Genomic DNA, 20,447 nt, shown 5'->3' on the forward strand with positions numbered 1-20,447 from the left:
TTGCCAAAATGGCAAAGGCCGCACCTCTTGACGCGCTTGATCGCCCTCCGAACGCGCCTCAGACTGTCTGCTCCCTACCTCCCGCCCCAGCGAGGAAGTCGATGACGACGCGCCGCACCCGCTCCGCCCTGCGCCGCCTGTGCGGCGTGGCCCTGGCCCTATGCCTTGCCGCCCCGGCGCTGCCCGCCGCAGCCCAGACGCGCGCCGACCCCGAGACCGCGAGCCCACGCATCGCCGCCCCGCTTGCGCGTGCCAGCCGCCACATGATTGCCGCCGCGCATCCGCTCGCGGCCGAGGCCGGGCTCGAGATGCTGCGCCGGGCCGGGTCGGCCGCCGATGCCGCCATCGCGGCGCTCTTGGTGCTCAACGTCGTCGAGCCGCAGTCGAGCGGCCTCGGCGGCGGCGCCTTCGCGCTGGTCCATGGCGGGGGCGCCCTGACCAGCTTCGACGCGCGCGAGACCGCGCCCATGAGCGCGACGCCCGAGCTTTTCATCGAGGGCGGCGAGACGCTCGGGTTCCTCGACGCCGTCGCCTCGGGCCATTCCGTCGGCGTGCCTGGCCTGCCGCGGCTGATGGCGGTGCTGCATGCGCGCTATGGCCGGCTGCCCTGGGCCGAGCTGTTCGCCCCGGCGACCGCCCTTGCGCGCGACGGCTTCCCGGTGAGCCCGCGCCTCGCCGCGTCGGTCCAGGCATTCGCCGACCGGCTGGCCGCAAGCGAGGCCGCGGCGGTATTCCTGCCCGATGGCGCGCCGCTCGCGGCGGGCACGCTGCTGCGCCAGCCCGCGCTCGCCGACACGCTGGCGCGCCTTGCCTCCGACGGCGCCGACGCGTTCTACGGCGGCCCGCTTGCAGACGAGATCGTCGCGTCGGTGGCGCGCGAGCCGCGCCCCGGCGGGCTCACCGTCGAGGACATCGCCGCCTACGAGGTGATCGAGCGCGCGCCCGTCTGCATCGACTACCACGAGGCCTGGCGGGTCTGCGGCATGGGTCCGCCATCCTCGGGCGCGACCACCGTGGGGCAGATCCTGGGGCTGATGGACCGCGCGGGGACACGGGGCCTGCGCCTCGACGGCACGCTCCTGTGGCACCATTTCGCCGAGGCCTCGCGGCTCGCCTATGCCGACCGGGCGCGCTACCTCGCCGATCCCGACCAGATCCGCGTGCCCCTCAGGGGCCTGATGGACGACGGTTACCTTCGCGGGCGCGCGAAGATGATCCCGCGCTTCGCGGCCAGCACCGGCGAGGCCGAGGCCGGCACGCCGCCGTGGCGCGAGAGCGCGCTGCACGCACCCGACCGCCAGCTCGGCCGGCCGGGGACGACGCACCTGTCGGTGGTGGACGGCGAGGGGCTCGCGCTCTCGATCACCGCCTCGATCGAGACCGCCTTCGGCTCGGGCCGCATGGCGGGGGGATTCCTGCTCAACAACCAACTGACCGACTTCTCGTTCCGCCCCGTCGGCAAGGACGGCGCACCGATCGTCAACGCGCCGGGGCCGGGCAAGCGGCCGCGCTCGTCGATGGCGCCGACCATCGTCTACCGCCTTGGCGAGCTCGACACGCCCGCGGTGATCGCGGGCTCGCCCGGCGGCTCGCGCATCCCGGAATACGTGGCCGGCGCCCTGGTCGCGATCCTCGACCACGGGCTCGACCCGGCCGCGGCAGCGGCGCGCGGCCATGTCTCGCAGCGCAACCTGGACGCGGTCGTGCTCGAGGCGGGCGCCCATGACCCGGCGCTGGTCGCGGGGCTCGAGGCCATGGGCCACACGGTCGAGGAGGCCGAGATGACCTCGGGCCTGCACATCATCACGCGCACGGCCGATGGCTGGGAGGGTGGTGCCGACCCCCGGCGCGAGGGCGTGGCGCTGGGCGACTGACGGCGCCCCCACGGGGCGCCGCCGGGATGGCGTGGGCGCGGCGGCTCAGAGCCCCGCGGGCTTGCCCACGACCACGATCGAGAGCCCGTCGGGATCGAGGATCTTCGCCACCCGCCGGATGTCATCGAGCGTGACGGCCTCGATCAGGTCGTTGCGGATGTTGATGTAGTCGAGCCCCAGATCCTCCTCCTGCGCGCCGACCAGGAAACGCGCGATCTTGGCGTTCGAGTCGAAGCGCAGGGCGAAGGCGCCGGTGAGATAGCGCTTGGCGGCATCGAGGTCCTCGGCCGTGGCTCCCTCCTCGGCCATCCTGCGCCACTCGGCGCGGATCACCTCGAGGCTCTCGGCAATGCGGTCATTCGCCGTCTGCACGCTGCCGAGGATCAGGTCCGCGTCCTCGTAATTGGCCAGGTAGGAATAGACGCCATAGGCCAGCCCACGTTTCTCGCGCACCTCCTCCATCAGCCGCGACGAGAAGCCCCCGCCGCCCAGGATGTGGTTCATCACATATGCCGGGATGAAGTCGGGATGGTCGCGCGGCAACCCCTTCTGGCCGAAGATCGCCACCGATTGCGGCACGTCGAGCTCGGCGATCTCGACCCCCGCGGGCGGCGTCTCGGGCGCGCGCGCGGCATCGGGGGGGTCGCCCTCGTCCAGGCCTGCGAGGATGGTGTCGATCAGCACGCCGGCACGCGCCGCGTCGATCGCGCCGACCACCGCCACGGTCGCGGCCCCGCGTGTCATCAGCCGCTTCTGCGCCGCGGCAAGCTCGTCGCGCGTGATCGCCTTCACCGACTCGGGCGTGCCGTCGGTGTCCCGGGCGTAGGGATGGCCGTCGAAGGCGCGGGCGAACCAAAGGCGGCCTGCCACGGCGTTGGGGTCGGTCTCGTCCGAGGCGAGCTTGGACAGGATCTGCGCGCGCACGCGCTCGACCGCGTTCGCGTCGAACTGCGGCTCGGCCAGCGCCAGCGCCAGCAGCGCGGCCGAGCGATCAAGATCGTCGGCCAGCATCCGCGCGCTCACCGTCACGTTGTCTCGACCGGCGCCGAAGCCGAACCGCGCGGCCAGCTCGTCCGCCGCCTTGGCGAAGGCGGTGGCGTCGAGATCGCCCGCCCCTTCCTCGAGCAACGCCGCCATCATGTTCGCAAGCCCCGGCCGGTCTGCGGGGTCGAGCCGCGCGCCCCCGGCGAAGCTGATCTCGACGGCGACCAGCGGCACGGCCTGTTCCTGGACCAGCCAGAAGGTGGTGCCGCCGGGGCTCGTGACCTCCTCGATCTCGATCGCCGCCGCCGGCGCCGCGACCAGCGCCGCCGCCACGGCAAGCGCGGCGCCTGCGCGGGTGAAAAGCTGCATCATGCCCATCAGCCGGCCTCCCCGTCCGTGCCCATCAGATAGCCGGTGACCGAGTGCGCGGGCAGCAGCCAGTTCTCGGCCGCCGCGCGCACGTCCTCGGCCGTGACCGCGTCGATCAGGTCGGGCCAGCCCTCGACATCCTCGACCGTCAGCCCCACCGCCAGCGCCGAGCCGTAGAGCCGCGCGAGCCCCGCGACGTCGTCCTGGGCGTGGATCAGGTCGGTGCGCGTCTTGCGCTTGATCCGGTCCAGCTCCTCCTCGGTCGGACCCTCGGCCACGAGGCGCGCGATCTCGGCGTCGAGCGCGGCCTCGACCTCGGCCAGCGTGTGGCCCGGGGCAGGCACGCCGTAGATCGTGAAGGCCGTCCGGTCGCGGGCGCTGTCGTTGTAGAAGGCGCCGGTCGACACCGCGATCCGGTCTGCGATCTCGATCTGCTGCGAGAAGCGCGAGGTGATGCCCTTGCCCAGCACGTTGGCCAGCACCGACAGCGCGGCGGCCGTCCCCGGGGCTTCCGCCTCGTAGGTCGGAACCAGGTACTGGCGCATCACATAGGGCTGGCGCACCCGCGCGTCGCGCATCTCGAGCCGGCGCGCGGCCAGCTGCGGCGGCTCCTGCGGGCGGGCGTCTGGCGGGTTGTTCGAGGGCGCGATCGATCCGTAATGGGTCTTGGCGAGCTCAAGCACCGCCTCGGGGTTCACGTCGCCCGCCACCACCAGGATCGCGTTGTCCGGGGCGTAGTAGCGGCGATAGAACTCCAGCGCCTCGGGCAGGCCCAGCTCCTCGATCTCGTGGCGCCAGCCGATGATCGGCACGCCATAGGGGTGATTCATGTAGAGCGCGGCGTTCATCTGCTCGCGGAATAGCGAGCCGGGATCGTTGTCGGTGCGGCTGTTGCGCTCCTCGAGGATCACGTCGCGCTCGGTCGCGACCAGGCGCTCGTTCAGCACCAGGTTGCGCATGCGGTCGGCTTCCATCCCCATCACCAGCCCCAGCCGGTCGGCCGCGATGCGCTGGAAATACCCGGTGTAGTCCCACGAGGTGAAGGCGTTGTCCTGCCCGCCATTCTCGGCCACGACCTTCGAGAAGGCGCCTTCCGGGATCTGGTGGGTGCCCTTGAACATCAGGTGCTCGAAGAAATGGGCGATGCCCGAATGGCCCGCCGGCTCGTCGGCGGCGCCGACGCGGTACCACACCATGTGGGTGACGACCGGGGCGCGGTGATCCTCGATCACCACCACCTCCATGCCGTTGTCCAGCCGGAACGTGCTGACCGGCTGCGCCGCCGTCGCGACGGCAGGCAGCAGCAACGCGACGAGCGCGACCATGCGCGCGATCATGCCCGAATGCATGCGCATCCTCCCTGTGTTCCCGGCCCGCATCGCGGGCCCGCCGCTAACATAGGATGCGCGGGCGCTCAGTCGAAGGCCGGCGGGTTGTTTCCGGTCAGCGGATTGGCCGGCCGCCGGTCCAGCGACTCGTAATAGATGTCCGGATTGTTCGGCGGCGCACCGGTCTCGAAGATCTCGTTGCCGCCTTCGGTCGCGGCCGACGCCAGCGGATCGTTGGGCGCGAGGAGCCCCTCGCGCTGCAGGCGCTGCGACTCGGTGATGGCGTCGAGCGCGACCGCGGGGTCGATCTCGTCCTCCTCGTCGTCGCCGAAGCCGAACAGCTCGAGCAGCGTCGGCGGCTCGTAAGGCTCGTTTTCCTTGGCGTCGGCCGCGGCCTGCCGGTCGGTCTCGAGCTGCACACGGATGTCGCTGCCACCCGCGGCCACGTCAGCGGCGCTGAGCAGCGCAGCTTCGCCCGCACTCAGCGAGGTCGTGGTCGTCGGCCACGGGCCGGCGTCCTCCCTGCCCATCAGTGCGACCTCGGCCTCGCGCTGCGGATTGGGGTCCAGCGGCGACGGCTTGCCGGGCTCGGGCGTGGGCAGCGGGCCGGGCTGCACGCCGGGCTGCGCCACCGTTGCGGGCACCACCAGCGGCTTGCGCGGCAGCACCTTGAATTCGTCCGGCGCGGGACGGCGGCCGCCGATCGCCTCGATCGGATCGCCGAAGCTGTTGCACCCGGCCAGAACGGCCAGCGCCGCGGCAAGGGCGGCTCCGAGGGGCGGTCTGCGCCTGAAGGTCATGGCTCTCTTTCCGATCCTTTCGGCCCGGCGCGGCCGGGGGCCGCGTTCGGGCGCATATTGCGCGTTTGGCACGGGCACTGCAATGCCCCCCGCCGACGGGGCCTCGCCGGGCGCTTCAGGCCTTCCATGCGATCAGGACCGCGCCCAGGAAGATGGCGATGTCCGCGACGTTGAACGCAAACGGGTTCACGATTCCGCAACAGCTCATGTTCAGGAAATCCGCGACCGCGCCATACTGCACGCGGTCCCAGGCATTCCCCAGCGCGCCGCCGACCACCAGCCCGCCGAAGGCCGCCAGCGCCACCCGCCCGCGCCGGATCACCCAGGCCGCAAGCCCCACCGAGATGATGACCGCGAGCCCGACCAGCACCCAGCGCGCGGTGTCCGAGCCGCTGGCGCCAAGCCCGAAATTGATGCCGCGGTTCCACGCCATCACGAAGTTGAGGAAGGGCGGGACCACCTCGATGCGCAGCAGGTTGGCAAGATCCAGCGCCTCGACCACCAGCCACTTGCTGAGTCGGTCGAGCGCAAGGACCGCGAGCGCCACGAGCACCAGCGCCCGTGCCGCCCGCCCCCTGTCGATGGCGCCCGAGCGGGCCCGCGTTCCCGGCACTTCAGCCACGCAGCACCGCGTCGCAGCGCCCGCAGACGCCGGCGCTGGCGTGATGCCCGACATCGGGCAGCACCCGCCAGCAGCGCGCGCATTTCTCGCCCTCGGCCCGCTCGAACACCACGCCGATCGCGGGGTCGTCGGCGCGGAACGCCTCGGCCGGGGGCTCGTCGCCCGCCAGCTCCAGGGCCGAGGTGATGCAGACCTCGGCCATGTCGATCGAGCGCACCGCCGCCAGCGTATCGGGGTCGGCGATGTAGAGCACCGGCGCCGCCTCCAGCGGCGCGCCGATCAGCTTGTCGCGCCGGGCGATCTCGAGCGCGCCGTTGACCACGCGCCGGGCCGCGCGGATGCGCGCCCATTTCGCTGCCAGCGCGTCGTCGCGCCAGCCCGACGGGGTGTCGGGGAAGTCCTGCAGGTGGACCGAGCTGCCCTCGCCGGGGAAGCGCGCGAGCCAGACCTCCTCCATGGTGAAGCACAGGATCGGCGCGAGCCAGGTGGTCAGCCGGCGGAACAGCGCATCCATCACCGTGCGCGCGGCGCGCCGCCGCGGGCTCGAGGCCGCGTCGCAATAGAGCGCGTCCTTGCGGATGTCGAACCAGAAGGCCGAGAGGTCCGAGGTCGCGAAGGTGAAGAGCTTCTGGAACACGCCCTGGTAGTCGAACTCGGCATAGCCCTTGCGCACCTCGGCATCGAGCACCGCGAGGCGGTGCAGGATGAGCCGCTCGAGCTCGGGCATGTCGGCGGGCTCGACCCGCTCGGCCTCGTCGAAGCCCGACAGCGCCGCCAGCATGTATCGCAGCGTGTTGCGCAGCCGGCGATAGCTGTCGGCGGTGCCCTTGAGGATCTCGGGGCCGATGCGCAGGTCGGCGGTGTAGTCCGACTGCGCCACCCACAGCCGCAGGATGTCGGCGCCGTACTGCTTGATCACCTCCTGCGGGGCAACGGTGTTGCCCAGCGACTTCGACATCTTCTGGCCCTTCTCGTCCAGCGTGAAGCCGTGGGTGACCACTGCCTTGTAGGGCGCGCGGCCCATCGTGCCGCAGCCCTGCAGCATCGAGGAATGGAACCAGCCGCGATGCTGGTCGGTGCCCTCGAGGTAGACATCCGCGGGCCACGCCCCATCGGGCCGGTCGCGCAGCACGAAGGCATGAGTCGAGCCCGAGTCGAACCAGACATCGAGGATGTCGTCGACCTTGATCCAGTCGGCGGGGTCGTGATCGGGCCGCAGGAACCGCTCGGCCGCGCCTTCCGCGTACCACGCATCCGCCCCCTCAGCGCGGAAGGCGGCGCTGATGCGGGCGTTCACGCGCTCGTCGCGCAGCAGGAAGTCCGGGGCGTCGGGCTTGGCGCCGCGACGGACGAAACAGGTCAGCGGCACGCCCCAGGCGCGCTGGCGGCTCAGCACCCAGTCGGGTCGGTTCTCGATCATGGAGTAGAGCCGGTTGCGCCCGGTGCGGGGCACCCAGTTCACCAGATGGTCGATCGAGGCGAGCGCGCGCGCGGATGGTCTCGCCATGCTCGGACTTGCCGTCGTCGAGCGGCTTGTCGATGGCGACGAACCACTGCGCGGTGTTGCGGAAGATGAGCGGCGCCTTCGAGCGCCAGGAGTGCGGGTAGGAATGCTTGACCCGGCCGCGCGCGATGAGGGCGCCGGCCTCGGCCAGCTTGTCGATGACACGCTTGTTGGCGTCGCCCTCCTTGCCCTTGTCGGTGAAGATTACCGCGCCGCCGAAGAACGGCAGGTCGGGCCGGAACGAGCCGTCCTCGAGCACGTTGTGGGTCATCTTCAGGTCGGGGAACTGGCCCCGGTAGCGCAGGAAGACCTCGTAGTCGTCCGCGCCGTGGCTGGGCGCGGTATGGACGAAGCCGGTGCCGGCATCATCCGTGACGTGATCGCCCGCCAGCATCGGCACGTCTAAGTCCCACTCGCCTGCGGCGCCATCGAGGCCACGCAGGGGATGCGCGCAAGTGATCGCGGCAAGCTCGTCGGCCGTCACCGCCCGGAGCTTCTCGAAGCCCTCGACGCGGGCCTGGCGGAAGACCTCCTCGGCCAGCCGGTCCGCCAGCAGGTATGTGTCGCCCGCCCGCGCCCAGTTCTCCTCGGGCGCGGCACTGACGCGATAGAGGCCGTAGGAGATCGCTGGGTTGAAGGCGATCGCCCGGTTCTGCGGGATCGTCCAGGGGGTGGTCGTCCAGATCACGACCGGCAGCCCCACGAGGTCGTCCGAGGCGGCCGACGTCACCGGGAACTTCACCCAGATCGTGTGGCTCTGATGGTCGTGATACTCGACCTCGGCCTCGGCCAGGGCGGTCTTCTCGACCACCGACCACATCACCGGCTTCGAGCCCTGGTAGAGCGAGCCGTTCATCACGAACTTCATGAACTCCTCGGCGATCACCGCCTCGGCGTCGAAGCTCATGGTCAGGTAGGGGTCGTCCCAGTCGCCGGTGACGCCCAGCCGCTTGAACTCGTCGCGCTGGATGTCGACCCAGCCCTCGGCGAAGCGGCGGCACTCGGCGCGCAGCTCGTTGACCGGAACCTCGTCCTTGTTCTTGCCCCTGGCGCGGTACTGCTCCTCGATCTTCCACTCGATCGGCAGGCCGTGGCAGTCCCAGCCGGGAACATAGCGGCTGTCGAAGCCCAGCATCTGGTGCGAGCGCACGACGAAGTCCTTGAGGATCTTGTTCAGCGCGTGGCCGATATGCAGGTGCCCGTTGGCATAGGGCGGGCCGTCATGCAGCACGAAGGGCGGGCGGCCCGCGGCGGTCTCGCGCAGGCGGTGGTAGAGCCGCATCTCCTCCCAGCGCTCGAGCCATTCGGGCTCGCGCTTGGGCAGGCCCGCGCGCATCGGGAAGTCGGTCTCGGGCAGGAACAGGGTGTCCTTGTAGTCGGGCAAGGACGTGTCGGTCGTGTCGGCGGTCATCGGACGCCTCGTCTGAGCGCTGAAAGCATGGGTGTGGATCTTTTGGTGCGCATATCGCCTGCACCTTGGTCCCGGCGCCGCCTGTCAGCGGGCCGGGCGCGTAATTCGCCGCGGATGGGGCGTCCACTCCGTCATGGCGCGCCTTATAGCCGCCGCAACCCGGGGCGTCCAGATACGCGATGGCACAGGCAGCCGCCGGGCGAATGGATCTGAAAATTCTCCTATTGAGAATAATCTTTTCGAAAACTATCTGATTATTGATTTATCCATGCACGCTATCTCTCTGCGCAACGACATGCATTCACAGGAGAGATCCGATGACCAGCCTTGCCCAGACCCGCCCGCTCGTCCCCTCGCTTGCCCCCGTCTACGCCGCCACCTCGGACCTGGCCGAGGCCGGGCTGCGTATCGCCGCCGGCGCCTTCCTGGTGCCGCATGGCGCCCAGAAGCTGTTCGGCTGGTTCGGCGGCTACGGGCTCGAGGCCACGGGCCAGTTCTTCGAGACCCAGCTCGGCTTCGCCAACGGCCTGCTCGCCGCGCTCGGCGCGGGATCGGTCGAGACCTTCGGCGGGCTGCTGCTCGCACTCGGCCTGCTCACCCGCCCAGCCGCCGCGGCGATCGCCGTGATGCTGCTGGTGGCAGCGACGGTGCATCTTCCCAACGGCTTCTTCTGGACCTCGGGCGGCTGGGAATACCCGGTGCTGTGGGCCACGGTCGCGGGCTTCTTCGCCATCCGCGGCGGCGGGCGCCTGTCGCTCGACCGGCTGATCGGCCGCGAGATCTGAGCCCGCGCATCCCGCGCGCGGCCAGGCCCTGAATGCGAAGCGCCCCGCCGGAGCGATCCGGCGGGGCGCAAAATTCCTGATCGTGCCGCGACGAGCCGGGGGAGGATTATTCCTCCTCGTCGCCCTCGGCCTCGGCCTCGACCTCGGCTTCGGTTTCGGCCTCGGCTTCCTCGTCCTCTTCCGACACCAGCGCCGACGGCGCCGAGATGTTGGCGATCACGAAGTCGCGGTCGGTGATGGTCGGCGTGGCGCCCTCGGGCAGCGCGACGTTCGAGATCTTGACGACATCGCCGACATCGAGCCCGGTCAGGTCCACCGTCAGGTGATCCGGGATGTCCCCGGCGCGCACCTTCAGCTCGACATCGGGGCGCACCACCGTCAGCACGCCGCCGCGGCGCAGGCCGGGGGCCTGGTCGTGGTTCACGAACTCGACCGGGATGAAGAGGCTGATGCGCGAGCGCTCGGAGAGACGCAGGAAGTCGACATGGATCGGCAGGTCACGCACCACGTCGCGCTGCACGGCGCGGCAGATCACGGTGTGCTCCTTGCCATCGACATTGAGCTTGATCAGCGTCGACAGGAACTTGCCCGCCTTGAGCCGCTTCAGAAGCTCGTTATGCTTCATGCTGATCGTGACGGGGTCGTCGCCGCCGCCATAGATCACGCCGGGTACCATGCCTTCGCGACGGGTCGAGCGGGCAGCCCCTTTGCCCACACCGGCACGCGCAGTGGCATCCAGGACAATCGTCTGGGCCATGGGTGTCTCTCCAGGAATAACGTTTCACATGCCTTCCGCGCCGATCCTCCAGGGGTGTAAGCGGCACGGAAGCCGCCCTCATACGCGAATCCGCGGCATTTGCAAGGGGCGACGGGCGCGCCGCGCTCCCATCCGCACGGATCCGCGCGCCACGACACACCCTGCCGCACGCGCGGATTGCACTCTGGCCGCGCCCATGCATCACTGGAGCCGCCCGGGACCAACCCCGGGGCACCCCGGGCCGCGCGGCCCAGCACGCAAAGAGACCAGGGACAGATGATTGCCCGCCGCCTCGTCGCAACGGTCATGGTTCTGGCGCTTGCCCTTGGCGGCTGCGCACCACCGCCAAGGGGGCTGGCCCCGCCCGCCGCGAGCGAGACGGCGATCAACGCCCCGGCCGGGAGCGGGGCGGGCGAGAGCGCCGAAGACGAAAGCGGGCAGGACGCCCCGCTCACCGCGCCGCCGGGCGGCCGGCTCGCCGCGCTGCGCGTGACCGTCGCGAACGCCCCGCCCGAGCTTCTCGACGACCAGCGCCTGGGGGTGCTGACCGTCCGGCGCGGGGCCGAACACCGCCCGACGCGGCTGATCTTCGCCGACGGCGCGCTGGCGGTCTACCGGCTGCCCGCCGGGGTCTACCGTGTCGAATCGATCGCCGGTTACGACTGCGGCGAGATCTACCTCACGCTCGGGCAAGGCGCGGCGCCGCTCTCGCTCGGCGGGCTCGAGCTTTCCGTCTACGACGACAACGCGGCCACACTCTCGGGCCAGCTGCCGACGCCGCGCGACCTCGACGGCCTCGCAGGGCTCACGGGCGTCGCCACGGACGAGATCGACGCAAGCCCGCTCGAGCGGCGGCAGGGCATCGTCTGCCGGCGCGACCCGCGCGCGGTCTCGCGGCCCGACATCGACCCCAACATCCGCAAGCTCACGCCCACCGAGATCGCGCTCAGCGTCCTGCTCGGCGGGCTGATCGGCGCGGCCGGGGGCTACGCGATCGCGGCGGGTACCTTCATCTTCGTCAGCGGCACGGCGGGCGGTGCGGTCTTCCTCGGTCTGTGAACGGGGGCTTGCCGCGCGCGCCGCTTCGCGCGATCCATGGGCAGATCGCCGCATCGGACCGGGCCGCGCGAAGTGGTACGCCCGACTGACCGGAACAGGGAGTTCCCAATGCCGCCGAGCACGCCCCGCGTTGCCCTCCTCGTCACCTGCCTCGTCGACACGATGCGGCCCTCGGTCGGCTTCGCCGCCGTCAGGCTGCTCGAGCAGGCGGGCTGCACCGTGCATGTCCCGGTCCAGACCTGCTGCGGCCAGCCCAACTACAATTCCGGCGATCGCGACGGCGCCAGGGCGCTGGCCCGGCGGATGATCGAGGCGATGGCGGGCTTCGATTTCGTCGTCGCCCCCTCGGGCAGCTGCGCGGCGACGGTGATCAAGGATTACCCCCAGATGTTCGCCGGCGACCCGGAATGGGAGGCGCCCGCGCGCGACCTCGCCGGCCGGACCCACGAGATCGTGAGCTTCCTGACCGACGTGATGGAGATCGATGCCGTTGGCGCGCGCGTGCCGGCCAGGGCCACCTATCACGACAGTTGCTCGGGGCTGCGCTCGCTCGGCATCAAGGACCAGCCGCGCAAGCTGCTCGCCTCGGTCGAGGGGCTGACCCTCGCCGAGATGGCCGAGCCCGAGATCTGCTGCGGCTTCGGCGGCACCTTCTGCGTCAAGTATCCCGATATCTCGAACAAGATGGTGTCGAACAAGACCGCAGACATCGCCGCCACGGGGGCGGAGCTTCTGCTGGCGGGCGATCTTGGCTGCCTGATGAACATGGCGGGCAAGCTGAGCCGCGAGGGCAAGCCCGTGAAGGCGCGCCACGTCGTCGAGGTGCTGGCCGGCGACACCGACACCCCGGCGATCGGGGAGGGCGGCAAATGAGCGCCCACGCCCCCACCACGCCCCGATTCAAGCAGAACGCCCGCGAGGCGCTTGCCAACAAGAACATCCAGGCGGCCATGGGCAACGCCCAGGCGGGCTTCGTCGCCAAGCGCGCCGCCGCCCGCGCCGCCCTGCCGGAATTCGACGACATCCGCGACGCCGCGCGCGACCTCAAGAACCACGTGCTGGCGAACCTCGACGCGTATCTCGAGCGCTACGAGGCCAAGGTCACCGCCGCGGGCGGCCATGTCCACTGGGCCGAGACGGCCGAGGACGCCCAGCGCATCGTGCTCGACATCTGCCGCGAGGCGGGCGCGAAGACCGTGAACAAGGGCAAGTCGATGATCTCGGAGGAATGCGGGATCAACGACTTCCTCGAAGAACACGGCGTGCGCGCGCAGGAGACGGACCTGGGCGAGTACATCATCCAGCTGCGCCACGAGATGCCCAGCCACATCATCGCCCCCGCGGTGCATGTGACCGTCCCCGAGGTCGAGGCCGAGTTCCGCAAGGCCCACACCCACCTCGACCCCGGGCGCAACCTCGCCGAGCTGCCCTCGCTCCTGGCCGAGGCCCGCGGCGTGCTGCGCGAGAAGTATTTCGGCGCCGAGGTCGGCATCACCGGCGCCAACATGCTGATCGCCGAGACCGGCCAATCGGTGATCGTGACCAACGAGGGCAATGGCGACCTCAGCCAGTCGCTGCCGAGGGTCCATATCGTCATGGCCTCGATCGAGAAGATCGTGCCGACGCTCGAGGACGCCTCGACCGTCCTGCGCGTGCTGGCGCGCTCGGCCACGGGGCAGGAGATCACGGTCTACACGACCTTCTCGTCCGGCCCGCGCCGGCCCGAGGACCCTGACGGGCCCGAGGAATACCACGTGGTGCTGCTCGACAACGGCCGCACCGGCATGCTGGGCACCGAGTTCCAGGAGATGCTGCGCTGCATCCGCTGCGGCGCGTGCATGAACCACTGCCCGGTCTACCAGTCGGTCGGCGGCCACGCCTATGGCTGGGTCTATCCCGGGCCGATGGGCGCGGTGCTGACCCCCTCGCTGATCGGGGTCGAGAAGGGCGGGCAGCTGCCCAACGCCTCGACCTTCTGCGGGCGCTGCGAGTCGGTCTGCCCGATGCGCATTCCGCTGCCCAAGATGATGCGCCACTGGCGCGAGCGGGAGTTCGAGAAGAACCTCACGCCCTCGGCCGCGCGCTGGGGGCTGGCGGCGTGGCGCTTCCTCGGCACCCGGGCATGGGCCTACCGGCTGGTGACGGCGGCCTCGGCGCGGGCCCTCGCGCTTGCCGCCATGGGCAAGGGCCGGCTCGCCCGGCTGCCGATGGGTGGCGGCTGGACCGCCCATCGCGACTTCCCCGCGCCCCAGGGGCGCACGTTCCAGAGCCAGTGGAGGGGCGAGCGATGAGCGCGCGCGAGACGATCCTGTCCCGCATCCGCCGGGCCACCGGCGGCGGCGACCCTGCAAGCGTCGAGGCGCGGCTCGCGGGCGGCCAGGGCGCGCCGATCCCCCGGCAGGGCCGGGCCGAAGGCGACGCGCGGGTCGAGCAGTTCATCGCCAAGGCCCGCGCCGCCGACGCCACCGTCTCGCGCCTGGCCACGGCCGACGATCTGCCCGCCGCGCTGGCGGCCGAGCTGCGCGCGCGCAACCTGCCGGCGGCGATCCGCACCGGCGCCGACCCCCTGTTCGACCGAGACTGGGGGCCGGTCGAGCGCAGCACGGGCACCGGGCGGCTCGACGAGCCCGCCACCCTCAGCCGCGCCCGCATGGGCATGGCCGAGACCGGCACGCTCCTTCTGGCCTCGGGCCCCGAGAACCCGGTGACGCTGACCTTCCTGGGCGAGACGCATTTCGTCGTGATCGACGCCGCCGACATCGCCGCGGGGTTCGAGGACATGTGGGCCGGCTGGCGCGCGCGCGGGCTCGACCCGCGCACCGTGAACCTGGTCACCGGGCCGTCGCGCTCGGCCGATATCGGCCAGACGCTGCAGCTCGGCGCCCACGGGCCGGTCGCCCTGCATGTCTTCGTGCTGGGCTGAGGCGCGCCGAAATCCCCTAGCGGGGCCGGCGCTCAGCCGGGCCCTTCCTGGGTGTTCCAGATATCCCATTTCAGGCGCCACACGCCCTCGCCGTCACGCTCCCACAGCACGATGTACTTGCCGTATGCGGTGACGCGTCCGCCGATGCCATCGGGCGCGGTCAGCGTCAGGCGGCCCAGCTCGGTCGCGTTGGCGCCGTTGTCCCTGATCGATTCGGTCGTCAGGTTCAGATCCGACACCCCGGAATCGAAGACGCCCTGCCACAGGTCCCTGATCGCGTCGCGGCCTTCGACCCGCGCGGCGCCGGGCGGCAGCGCCACGGCGTCGGCGGTGTAAAGCGCGGCCAGCGCATCGGCGTCGCCGGCGTTGAAGGCGGCCTCGAAGCGGGCGCTGCTGTCGGCGATGCCGTCCATCGCGCCAGGCATGCCCATGTCGCTCGCGCAGGCCGACAGCGCCAGGAGCGCCGCCGCGGCAATCATCGGTCTCATCGGTCTTTTCCTTTCACAGGCGCGCAGGTTGCGGGCCCCTCGCCGGGTGCCAGCAGGGCCTCAGCCTAGCACAATGCCGGGCTTTTCCCGCGCGTCTTCGGCGCGCACCGCGGATCAGTGGTAATAATAGTAGCGGCCGCCGTAGCAGCAGTTGTCGTCGTCGACGACCGCCCAGATGCCAAGGCCGAGCAGGCTGAGCGCGAAGGCGCCCATGGCAATCGACGCGTTCTCGGACCGCTCGTAGTCCATCTGCTGGCGCAGGATCTGCTCGCGCTGGCAGGCGGGCGAACCATAGGGGTCGGGCGAGGCGAGGCAGGCGTCCAGCGCGGCGCGGTGCTCGGCCTTGGTGCGCGGGCTCGCACAGCCCGCCACCAGCGCCGCGGACGTGGCGACCGCGACCAGGGCCCGCGCAATCGAACCGATGCGGCGCATGCTCCGGCACCTCCGGAAGAAACCCGACTGCCGCGGAGGTTAGCACGCCCGTGGCCGCGCAGGCGAATCCGCACGCCGGGCCCGTCGGCCCCTTGCAAAAGCCGTGCGGCAAGCACCAGATGATTGGCGCCGCGGTTCTCGGTCCACCGCGGCGCGTCGGCGCAGCCGCCGGCCCCGCGGGGGCGTGAAGGGCCGTGGAGAACCATCCATGTTGCTGATCTACGGCTCGGGGCTGCTGTTCGCAGCGCTGATGCTGCTGTGCGCGGGCCGGACGCTGTTCGCCCGGCTCGACACCACGCCCGGCGAGGCGAGCTTCGGTCCGACCGAGGCGATCGCTCTGGTCTTCACCGCGCTCTTCGCCTTCGGGCTCTCGTTCTATGCTCAGGTGCTGGCCGTGGACCAGGGCCCGGGGACCATCGCGCAGGTCACCGGCGCGTCCCTCGCCGTCGCCGTCGCCGCGGCGGTGGCGTGGAGGATCGCCGGGCGCCTTGGCCATGCCGGGCCGCCGGTAACCCTGCCCGAACTACCCGAGGGCCGCCCCCCGCGCCGCGGCCCCGGCGGCGCCGATGTCAGCGGCCGGGCGACGGGCACCGCGCGCGGCAAGCGCGCCGCCTGAACCCTGCCCGCACGGCGGGCGCCGGTCCCCCCGGCGCCCCCGTCTCGCACCGCCTCCGTCCCCTCAGCCTTCGCGGTTTCGCTCGACGGCGGCGATCGCCAGCACCGCCAGCACCGCGCCCATCGCGTTGAAGACCAGGTCGAGCGCGGTGTTGTAGTAGCCGCCCACCCCGGTCTGCGGCAGCGCGACGACGGCCGCGAACTCGACGATCTCGTTGGTCGCACCCAGCCCCATGCTCGACAACGCCGCCAGCACCAGGACGGTGCGCGTGCCGCGCATCGCTGGCACCGTGCCGATCGCCAGCCGCCATACCAGCCAGGCCGTCACGGCAAAACCATAGGCGTGGACCACCTGATCATAGCGCAGCAGGGTCAGGTCGCCATCGGCGACCAGCGGCACCAGGGTGACGCCGTAGAGCACCGTCTCGCCGACCGGCACGCCGCCCCCCGCCATGTGCGCGAACCCCCAAAGCGACAGCGCCCACATCAGCGGCACCGGCAAGAGCACGCGGCGCGACAGCCACCAGACCAGCCCCATCAGCACCGCCATCGTCACGATGTACCAGAGGAACTCGGCATTGCCGCGCGCCAGGAAATGCGTGGTGAAGAGCGCGAGATAGCCGAGGTTGAAGGCGATCACCCACCACTCGGCCGGGCTTGGCGGGCGCATGCTCACTGCCCTCTCAGCCAGCGCAGGATGCGCGCGGTCAGCCGGTCGAGGCCCAGGAATCGCCAGTTGAGCCAGAGCATCAGCACCAGCAGCCACAGAAGATAAACAAGCTGCATCGGCGCTCCTGTCAGGCCGGGATCGGCGGCACGCACAGGGTAGCGTCGCATCCGGCGCGCCGGAAGGCGGATGCTGTCAATCGCGCCGTCACGCGCATGTTATGTTGCGCGCGCGAACAAGCTGGGGTCTATAGACGAGCGACAGTCTGGACCCGAGGCTGCGGGGGGCATTGATGACGACTTTCGAGAAAATCCTGGTGGCGAATCGCGGCGAGATCGCGATCCGCGTCCTGCGCGCAGCGAACGAGCTCGGCAAGCGGACGGTCGCGATCTTCGCCGAGGAAGACAAGCTCGCGCTGCACCGCTTCAAGGCGGACGAGGCCTACCAGGTTGGCGCCGGCAAGGGACCGGTCGCGGCCTATCTCGACATCGAGGACATCGTGCGCGTCGCGGTCGAATGCGGCGCCGACGCGATCCACCCCGGCTATGGCCTGCTGTCCGAGAACCCCGCCTTCGTCGACGCCTGCACCGCCGCCGGCATCGCCTTCATCGGTCCCAGCGCCGACACGATGCGGATGCTGGGCGACAAGGCCTCGGCCCGCCAGGCCGCGATCGCCGCGGGCGTGCCGGTCATCCCCGCCAGCCCCGTCCTGCCCGACCCCGAGGGCAACATGGACGCGATCCACGCCATGGCCGAGGAGATCGGCTACCCGATGATGCTCAAGGCCAGCTGGGGTGGCGGCGGGCGCGGCATGCGCCCGATCCTCGAGGCGAAGGAGCTCGAGGCCAAGGTCAAGGAGGGCCGGCGCGAGGCCGAGGCCGCCTTCGGCAACGGCGAGGGCTATCTCGAGCGCATGATCCAGCGCGCGCGTCACGTCGAGGTGCAGATCCTCGGCGACCGCCACTGCAACATCTACCACCTCTACGAGCGCGACTGCACCGTGCAGCGGCGCAACCAGAAGGTCGTCGAGCGCGCGCCGGCGCCTTACCTCGACGACGCCAAGCGCGCCGAGATCTGCGAGCTGGGCCTGAAGATCGCCCGCCACGCCAGCTACCAGTGCGCCGGCACGGTCGAGTTCCTGATGGACATGGACACGCAGGAGTTCTTCTTCATCGAGGTGAACCCCCGCGTCCAGGTCGAGCACACCGTGACCGAGGAGGTCACCGGCATCGACATCGTCAAGGCCCAGATCCGCATCACCGAGGGCGCGACGCTGGCCGAGGCGACCGGCGCCGCCCGGCAGGAGGAGATCGGCCTGCGCGGCCACGCGCTGCAGTGCCGCGTGACCACCGAGGACCCGCTCAACAACTTCATCCCCGACTACGGCCGGATCACCGCCTATCGCGGCGCCACCGGCTTCGGCATCCGGCTCGACGGCGGCACCGCCTATTCCGGCGCGGTGATCACCCGCTACTACGACAGCCTGCTCGAGAAGGTCACCGCCTGGGCGCCGACGCCGGGCGAGGCGATCGCCCGCATGGACCGCGCCCTGCGCGAGTTCCGCATCCGCGGCGTGGCCACCAACATCGTCTTTGTCGAGAACCTGCTCAAGCACCCGAGTTTCCTCGACCTGAGCTACACCACCAAGTTCATCGACACGACGCCCGAACTCTTCGAGTTCAAGCGCCGCCGCGACCGGGCGACGCGGCTCCTGCGCTACATCGGCGAGGTCACGGTCAACGGCAACCCCGAGGTGGCGGGCCGACCGCGCCCCTCGGCCGAGATCCGCACGCCCCAGCCGCCGAAGCACCCCGCGGGCATGCCGCCGCGCGGCTGGAAGCAGGTGCTCGACGAGAAGGGTCCCAAGGCGCTGGCCGACGCGATGCTGGCCGAGAAGCGCCTGCTGATGACCGACACGGCGATGCGCGACGGGCACCAGTCGCTGCTGGCTACCCGGATGCGCTCGCTCGACATGATCCGCGTGGCCGAATCCTATGCCCATCACCTGCCGCAGCTCTTCTCGGTCGAATGCTGGGGCGGCGCGACCTTCGACGTCGCCTACCGCTTCTTGCAGGAATGCCCCTGGCAGCGCCTGCGCGAACTGCGCGAGCGCATGCCCAACACGCTCACCCAGATGCTGCTGCGCGCGTCGAACGGCGTGGGCTACACCAACCTGCCCGACAACGTGGTCGAGAAGTTCGTCGCGACCGCCGCGGGGACGGGCATGGACGTCTTCCGCGTGTTCGACCCGCTCAACTGGGTCGAGAACATGCGGGTCTCGATGGACGCGGTGCTCGCCTCGGGCAAGGTGCTCGAGGCCGCGTTCTGCTACACCGGCGACATCGACGACCCGAACCGGGCCAAATACTCGCTGAAATACTATGTCGACCTGTCGAAGGAGCTGGAGCGTGCCGGCGCCCATATCCTGTGCATCAAGGACATGGGCGGGCTGGTGAAGCCCTTCGCGGCCCGCGCGCTGGTGCGGGCACTGAAGGACGAGATCTCGATCCCGATCCATTTCCATACCCACGACACCTCGGGCGTCTCGGGCGCGGCGGTGCTGGCGGCGGCCGAGGCCGGGGTGGACGCGGCCGACGCCGCGGTCGACGCCTTCTCGGGCCTCACCTCGCAGCCGCCGCTCGGCTCGATCGTGGCGGCGCTCAGGGGTCACGAGCGCGACACCGGGCTCGACCCCGACCGCATCCGCGAGATCTCGCACTACTGGGAAGGCGTGCGCCGCCAGTATGCCGGCTTCGAGCCCGACATGCGCGCGGGCGGCGCCGAGGTCTACCTGCACGAGATGCCGGGTGGCCAGGTCACCAACCTGCGCGCCCAGGCCCGCTCGATGGGGCTCGAGGACCGCTGGGACGAGGTCGCCCGCACCTATGCCGACGTGAACGCCATGTTCGGCGACGTGATCAAGGTCACGCCCATCGCCAAGACCGTGGGCGACATGGCGCTGACGATGGTCGCGGCCGGCCTCACCCGCGCCGATGTCGAGAACCCCGAGATCGACGTGGCCTTCCCCGATTCGGTGGTCACCTTCTTCAAGGGCGAGGTCGGCCAGCCCGTGGGCGGCTTCCCGCCGGCACTGCAGAAGAAGGTGCTCAAGGGCGCGGCACCGATCACCGTGCGCCCCGGCAGCCTGATGCCGCCCGCCGACCTCGAGGCCAGCCGCGCCGAGGCCTCGGCGGAGATGCACGGCCACACGGTCGACGACGAGGACCTGTGCTCGTACCTGATGTATCCCAAGGTCTATCTCGACTACATGGGCAAGCGGCGCGACTTCGGCCCGGTGCGCGTGCTGCCGACGCCGACCTTCTTCTACGGCATGCAGCCGGGCGAGGAGATCATGGTCGACCTGCGTCCCGGCGTGACGCTGGTGATCCGCCTCCAGGCGATCGCCGAGCCGAACGAGAAGGGCGAGGTCAAGCTGTTCTTCGAGCTCAACGGCCAGCCCCGCACCATCCGCATCGAGGACCGCCGCTTCGGCGCCGAGACCAAGCGCGCCGAGAAAGCCGACACCGCCAACCCCAACCATGTCGCGGCCCCCATGCCGGGGATCGTCGGCTCGGTCGCGGTGGTGGCGGGCCAGCATGTCCACGCGGGCGACCTGCTGCTCACGCTCGAGGCCATGAAGATGGAGACCGCGATCCACGCCGAGCGCGACGGCGTGGTCGAGCGCGTCGTGGCCCCGGCCGGCACCCAGGTGGACGCCAAGGACCTGCTGATCGTGCTGGGCGGCTGAAGCGCCCGCGCGCCGCGGCTTGACAGCCCCGCGGCGCCTGCCGACGCTCGTGACCCCGCAGCCCCGGCAGAGGGCGCGCGC

General features: G+C 70.9%; 17 protein-coding genes and 1 pseudogene. 8 read left to right on the forward strand and 10 right to left on the reverse strand.

What is annotated here, in order from left to right; genetic code table 11:
- The first annotated feature begins 101 nt into the window (after positions 1–101).
- Positions 102–1,874 carry a gamma-glutamyltransferase gene (gene ggt, locus H0I76_RS17135; RefSeq protein WP_200612750.1) on the forward strand — a complete coding sequence of 591 codons (1,773 nt, stop codon included), beginning with the start codon at positions 102–104 and terminating at the stop codon, positions 1,872–1,874.
- Between the two features lie 45 nt (positions 1,875–1,919).
- Here ggt and H0I76_RS17140 read toward each other — a convergent pair whose 3' ends face one another.
- The 5 genes and pseudogenes from H0I76_RS17140 to ileS all read right to left on the reverse strand — a co-directional run bounded on the left by H0I76_RS17140 (position 1,920) and on the right by ileS (position 8,892).
- Entirely contained in the window at positions 1,920–3,236 is a 1,317-nt protein-coding gene (locus tag H0I76_RS17140) for a M16 family metallopeptidase (protein ID WP_234455406.1), read from the reverse strand.
- Complete coding sequence (locus H0I76_RS17145; protein ID WP_200612752.1) at positions 3,236–4,576, reverse strand: M16 family metallopeptidase; 1,341 nt, start codon at positions 4,574–4,576, stop codon at positions 3,236–3,238. Before H0I76_RS17145 ends, H0I76_RS17140 begins: the two co-directional genes overlap by 1 nt.
- A gap of 65 nt (positions 4,577–4,641) precedes the next feature.
- On the reverse strand, positions 4,642–5,355 hold the full coding sequence (locus H0I76_RS17150; protein ID WP_200612754.1) for a DUF3035 domain-containing protein: 714 nt from the start codon (positions 5,353–5,355) through the stop codon (positions 4,642–4,644).
- Positions 5,356–5,470: 115 nt separating this feature from the next.
- Positions 5,471–5,938, reverse strand: coding sequence for a signal peptidase II (gene lspA, locus H0I76_RS17155; RefSeq protein WP_407704281.1), 468 nt, complete (start codon positions 5,936–5,938; stop codon positions 5,471–5,473).
- Between the two features lie 31 nt (positions 5,939–5,969).
- Positions 5,970–8,892 (reverse strand): annotated as a pseudogene (ileS, locus tag H0I76_RS17160) (isoleucine--tRNA ligase).
- A 317-nt stretch (positions 8,893–9,209) separates the two neighbouring features.
- Here ileS and H0I76_RS17165 point away from each other — a divergent pair.
- Positions 9,210–9,677: a DoxX family protein gene (locus H0I76_RS17165; protein WP_200612758.1), complete on the forward strand. Its 468-nt coding sequence runs from the start codon at positions 9,210–9,212 to the stop codon at positions 9,675–9,677.
- A gap of 106 nt (positions 9,678–9,783) precedes the next feature.
- Here the strand turns inward: H0I76_RS17165 and H0I76_RS17170 are convergent, their stop codons facing one another.
- Positions 9,784–10,452: a 50S ribosomal protein L25/general stress protein Ctc gene (locus H0I76_RS17170; RefSeq protein ID WP_407704282.1), complete on the reverse strand. Its 669-nt coding sequence runs from the start codon at positions 10,450–10,452 to the stop codon at positions 9,784–9,786.
- 258 nt (positions 10,453–10,710) lie between these two features.
- Between H0I76_RS17170 and H0I76_RS17175 the strand changes: the two genes are divergently transcribed.
- The 4 genes from H0I76_RS17175 to H0I76_RS17190 all read left to right on the forward strand — a co-directional run bounded on the left by H0I76_RS17175 (position 10,711) and on the right by H0I76_RS17190 (position 14,416).
- Positions 10,711–11,493: a hypothetical protein gene (locus H0I76_RS17175; protein ID WP_200612762.1), complete on the forward strand. Its 783-nt coding sequence runs from the start codon at positions 10,711–10,713 to the stop codon at positions 11,491–11,493.
- A 108-nt stretch (positions 11,494–11,601) separates the two neighbouring features.
- Positions 11,602–12,366, forward strand: coding sequence for a (Fe-S)-binding protein (locus H0I76_RS17180; protein WP_200612765.1), 765 nt, complete (start codon positions 11,602–11,604; stop codon positions 12,364–12,366).
- A complete protein-coding gene (locus H0I76_RS17185) occupies positions 12,363–13,784 on the forward strand; it encodes a lactate utilization protein B (RefSeq protein ID WP_200612768.1) in 1,422 nt (473 codons plus the stop codon). The genes H0I76_RS17180 and H0I76_RS17185 overlap by 4 nt, the downstream gene beginning before the upstream one ends.
- Positions 13,781–14,416 carry a LutC/YkgG family protein gene (locus H0I76_RS17190; RefSeq protein ID WP_200612771.1) on the forward strand — a complete coding sequence of 212 codons (636 nt, stop codon included), beginning with the start codon at positions 13,781–13,783 and terminating at the stop codon, positions 14,414–14,416. Before H0I76_RS17185 ends, H0I76_RS17190 begins: the two co-directional genes overlap by 4 nt.
- Before the next feature lie 32 nt (positions 14,417–14,448).
- Here H0I76_RS17190 and H0I76_RS17195 read toward each other — a convergent pair whose 3' ends face one another.
- Together H0I76_RS17195 and H0I76_RS17200 are read right to left on the reverse strand one after the other, a co-directional pair.
- Positions 14,449–14,904: a YybH family protein gene (locus H0I76_RS17195; RefSeq protein ID WP_200612774.1), complete on the reverse strand. Its 456-nt coding sequence runs from the start codon at positions 14,902–14,904 to the stop codon at positions 14,449–14,451.
- 114 nt (positions 14,905–15,018) lie between these two features.
- Positions 15,019–15,336 (reverse strand): hypothetical protein, encoded by a 318-nt coding sequence (locus tag H0I76_RS17200; protein WP_200612777.1) that lies wholly within the window; start codon positions 15,334–15,336, stop codon positions 15,019–15,021.
- Positions 15,337–15,544: 208 nt separating this feature from the next.
- Between H0I76_RS17200 and H0I76_RS17205 the strand changes: the two genes are divergently transcribed.
- Positions 15,545–15,952, forward strand: a complete 408-nt coding sequence (locus tag H0I76_RS17205) for a hypothetical protein (RefSeq protein WP_200612780.1) — start codon at positions 15,545–15,547, stop codon at positions 15,950–15,952.
- 63 nt (positions 15,953–16,015) lie between these two features.
- Here the strand turns inward: H0I76_RS17205 and H0I76_RS17210 are convergent, their stop codons facing one another.
- Together H0I76_RS17210 and H0I76_RS17215 are read right to left on the reverse strand one after the other, a co-directional pair.
- Positions 16,016–16,621, reverse strand: a complete 606-nt coding sequence (locus tag H0I76_RS17210; protein WP_200612783.1) for a DUF2238 domain-containing protein — start codon at positions 16,619–16,621, stop codon at positions 16,016–16,018.
- 2 nt (positions 16,622–16,623) lie between these two features.
- On the reverse strand, positions 16,624–16,788 hold the full coding sequence (locus H0I76_RS17215) for a hypothetical protein (RefSeq protein WP_200612787.1): 165 nt from the start codon (positions 16,786–16,788) through the stop codon (positions 16,624–16,626).
- Positions 16,789–16,910: 122 nt separating this feature from the next.
- On the opposite strand from H0I76_RS17215, the gene H0I76_RS17220 reads away from it, so the two are divergent.
- On the forward strand, positions 16,911–20,366 hold the full coding sequence (locus H0I76_RS17220; protein WP_200612790.1) for a pyruvate carboxylase: 3,456 nt from the start codon (positions 16,911–16,913) through the stop codon (positions 20,364–20,366).
- Positions 20,367–20,447: the final 81 nt, after the last annotated feature.

The sequence above is a fragment of the Thermohalobaculum xanthum genome (assembly GCF_016623495.1).
GTDB lineage: Bacteria > Pseudomonadota > Alphaproteobacteria > Rhodobacterales > Rhodobacteraceae > Thermohalobaculum > Thermohalobaculum xanthum.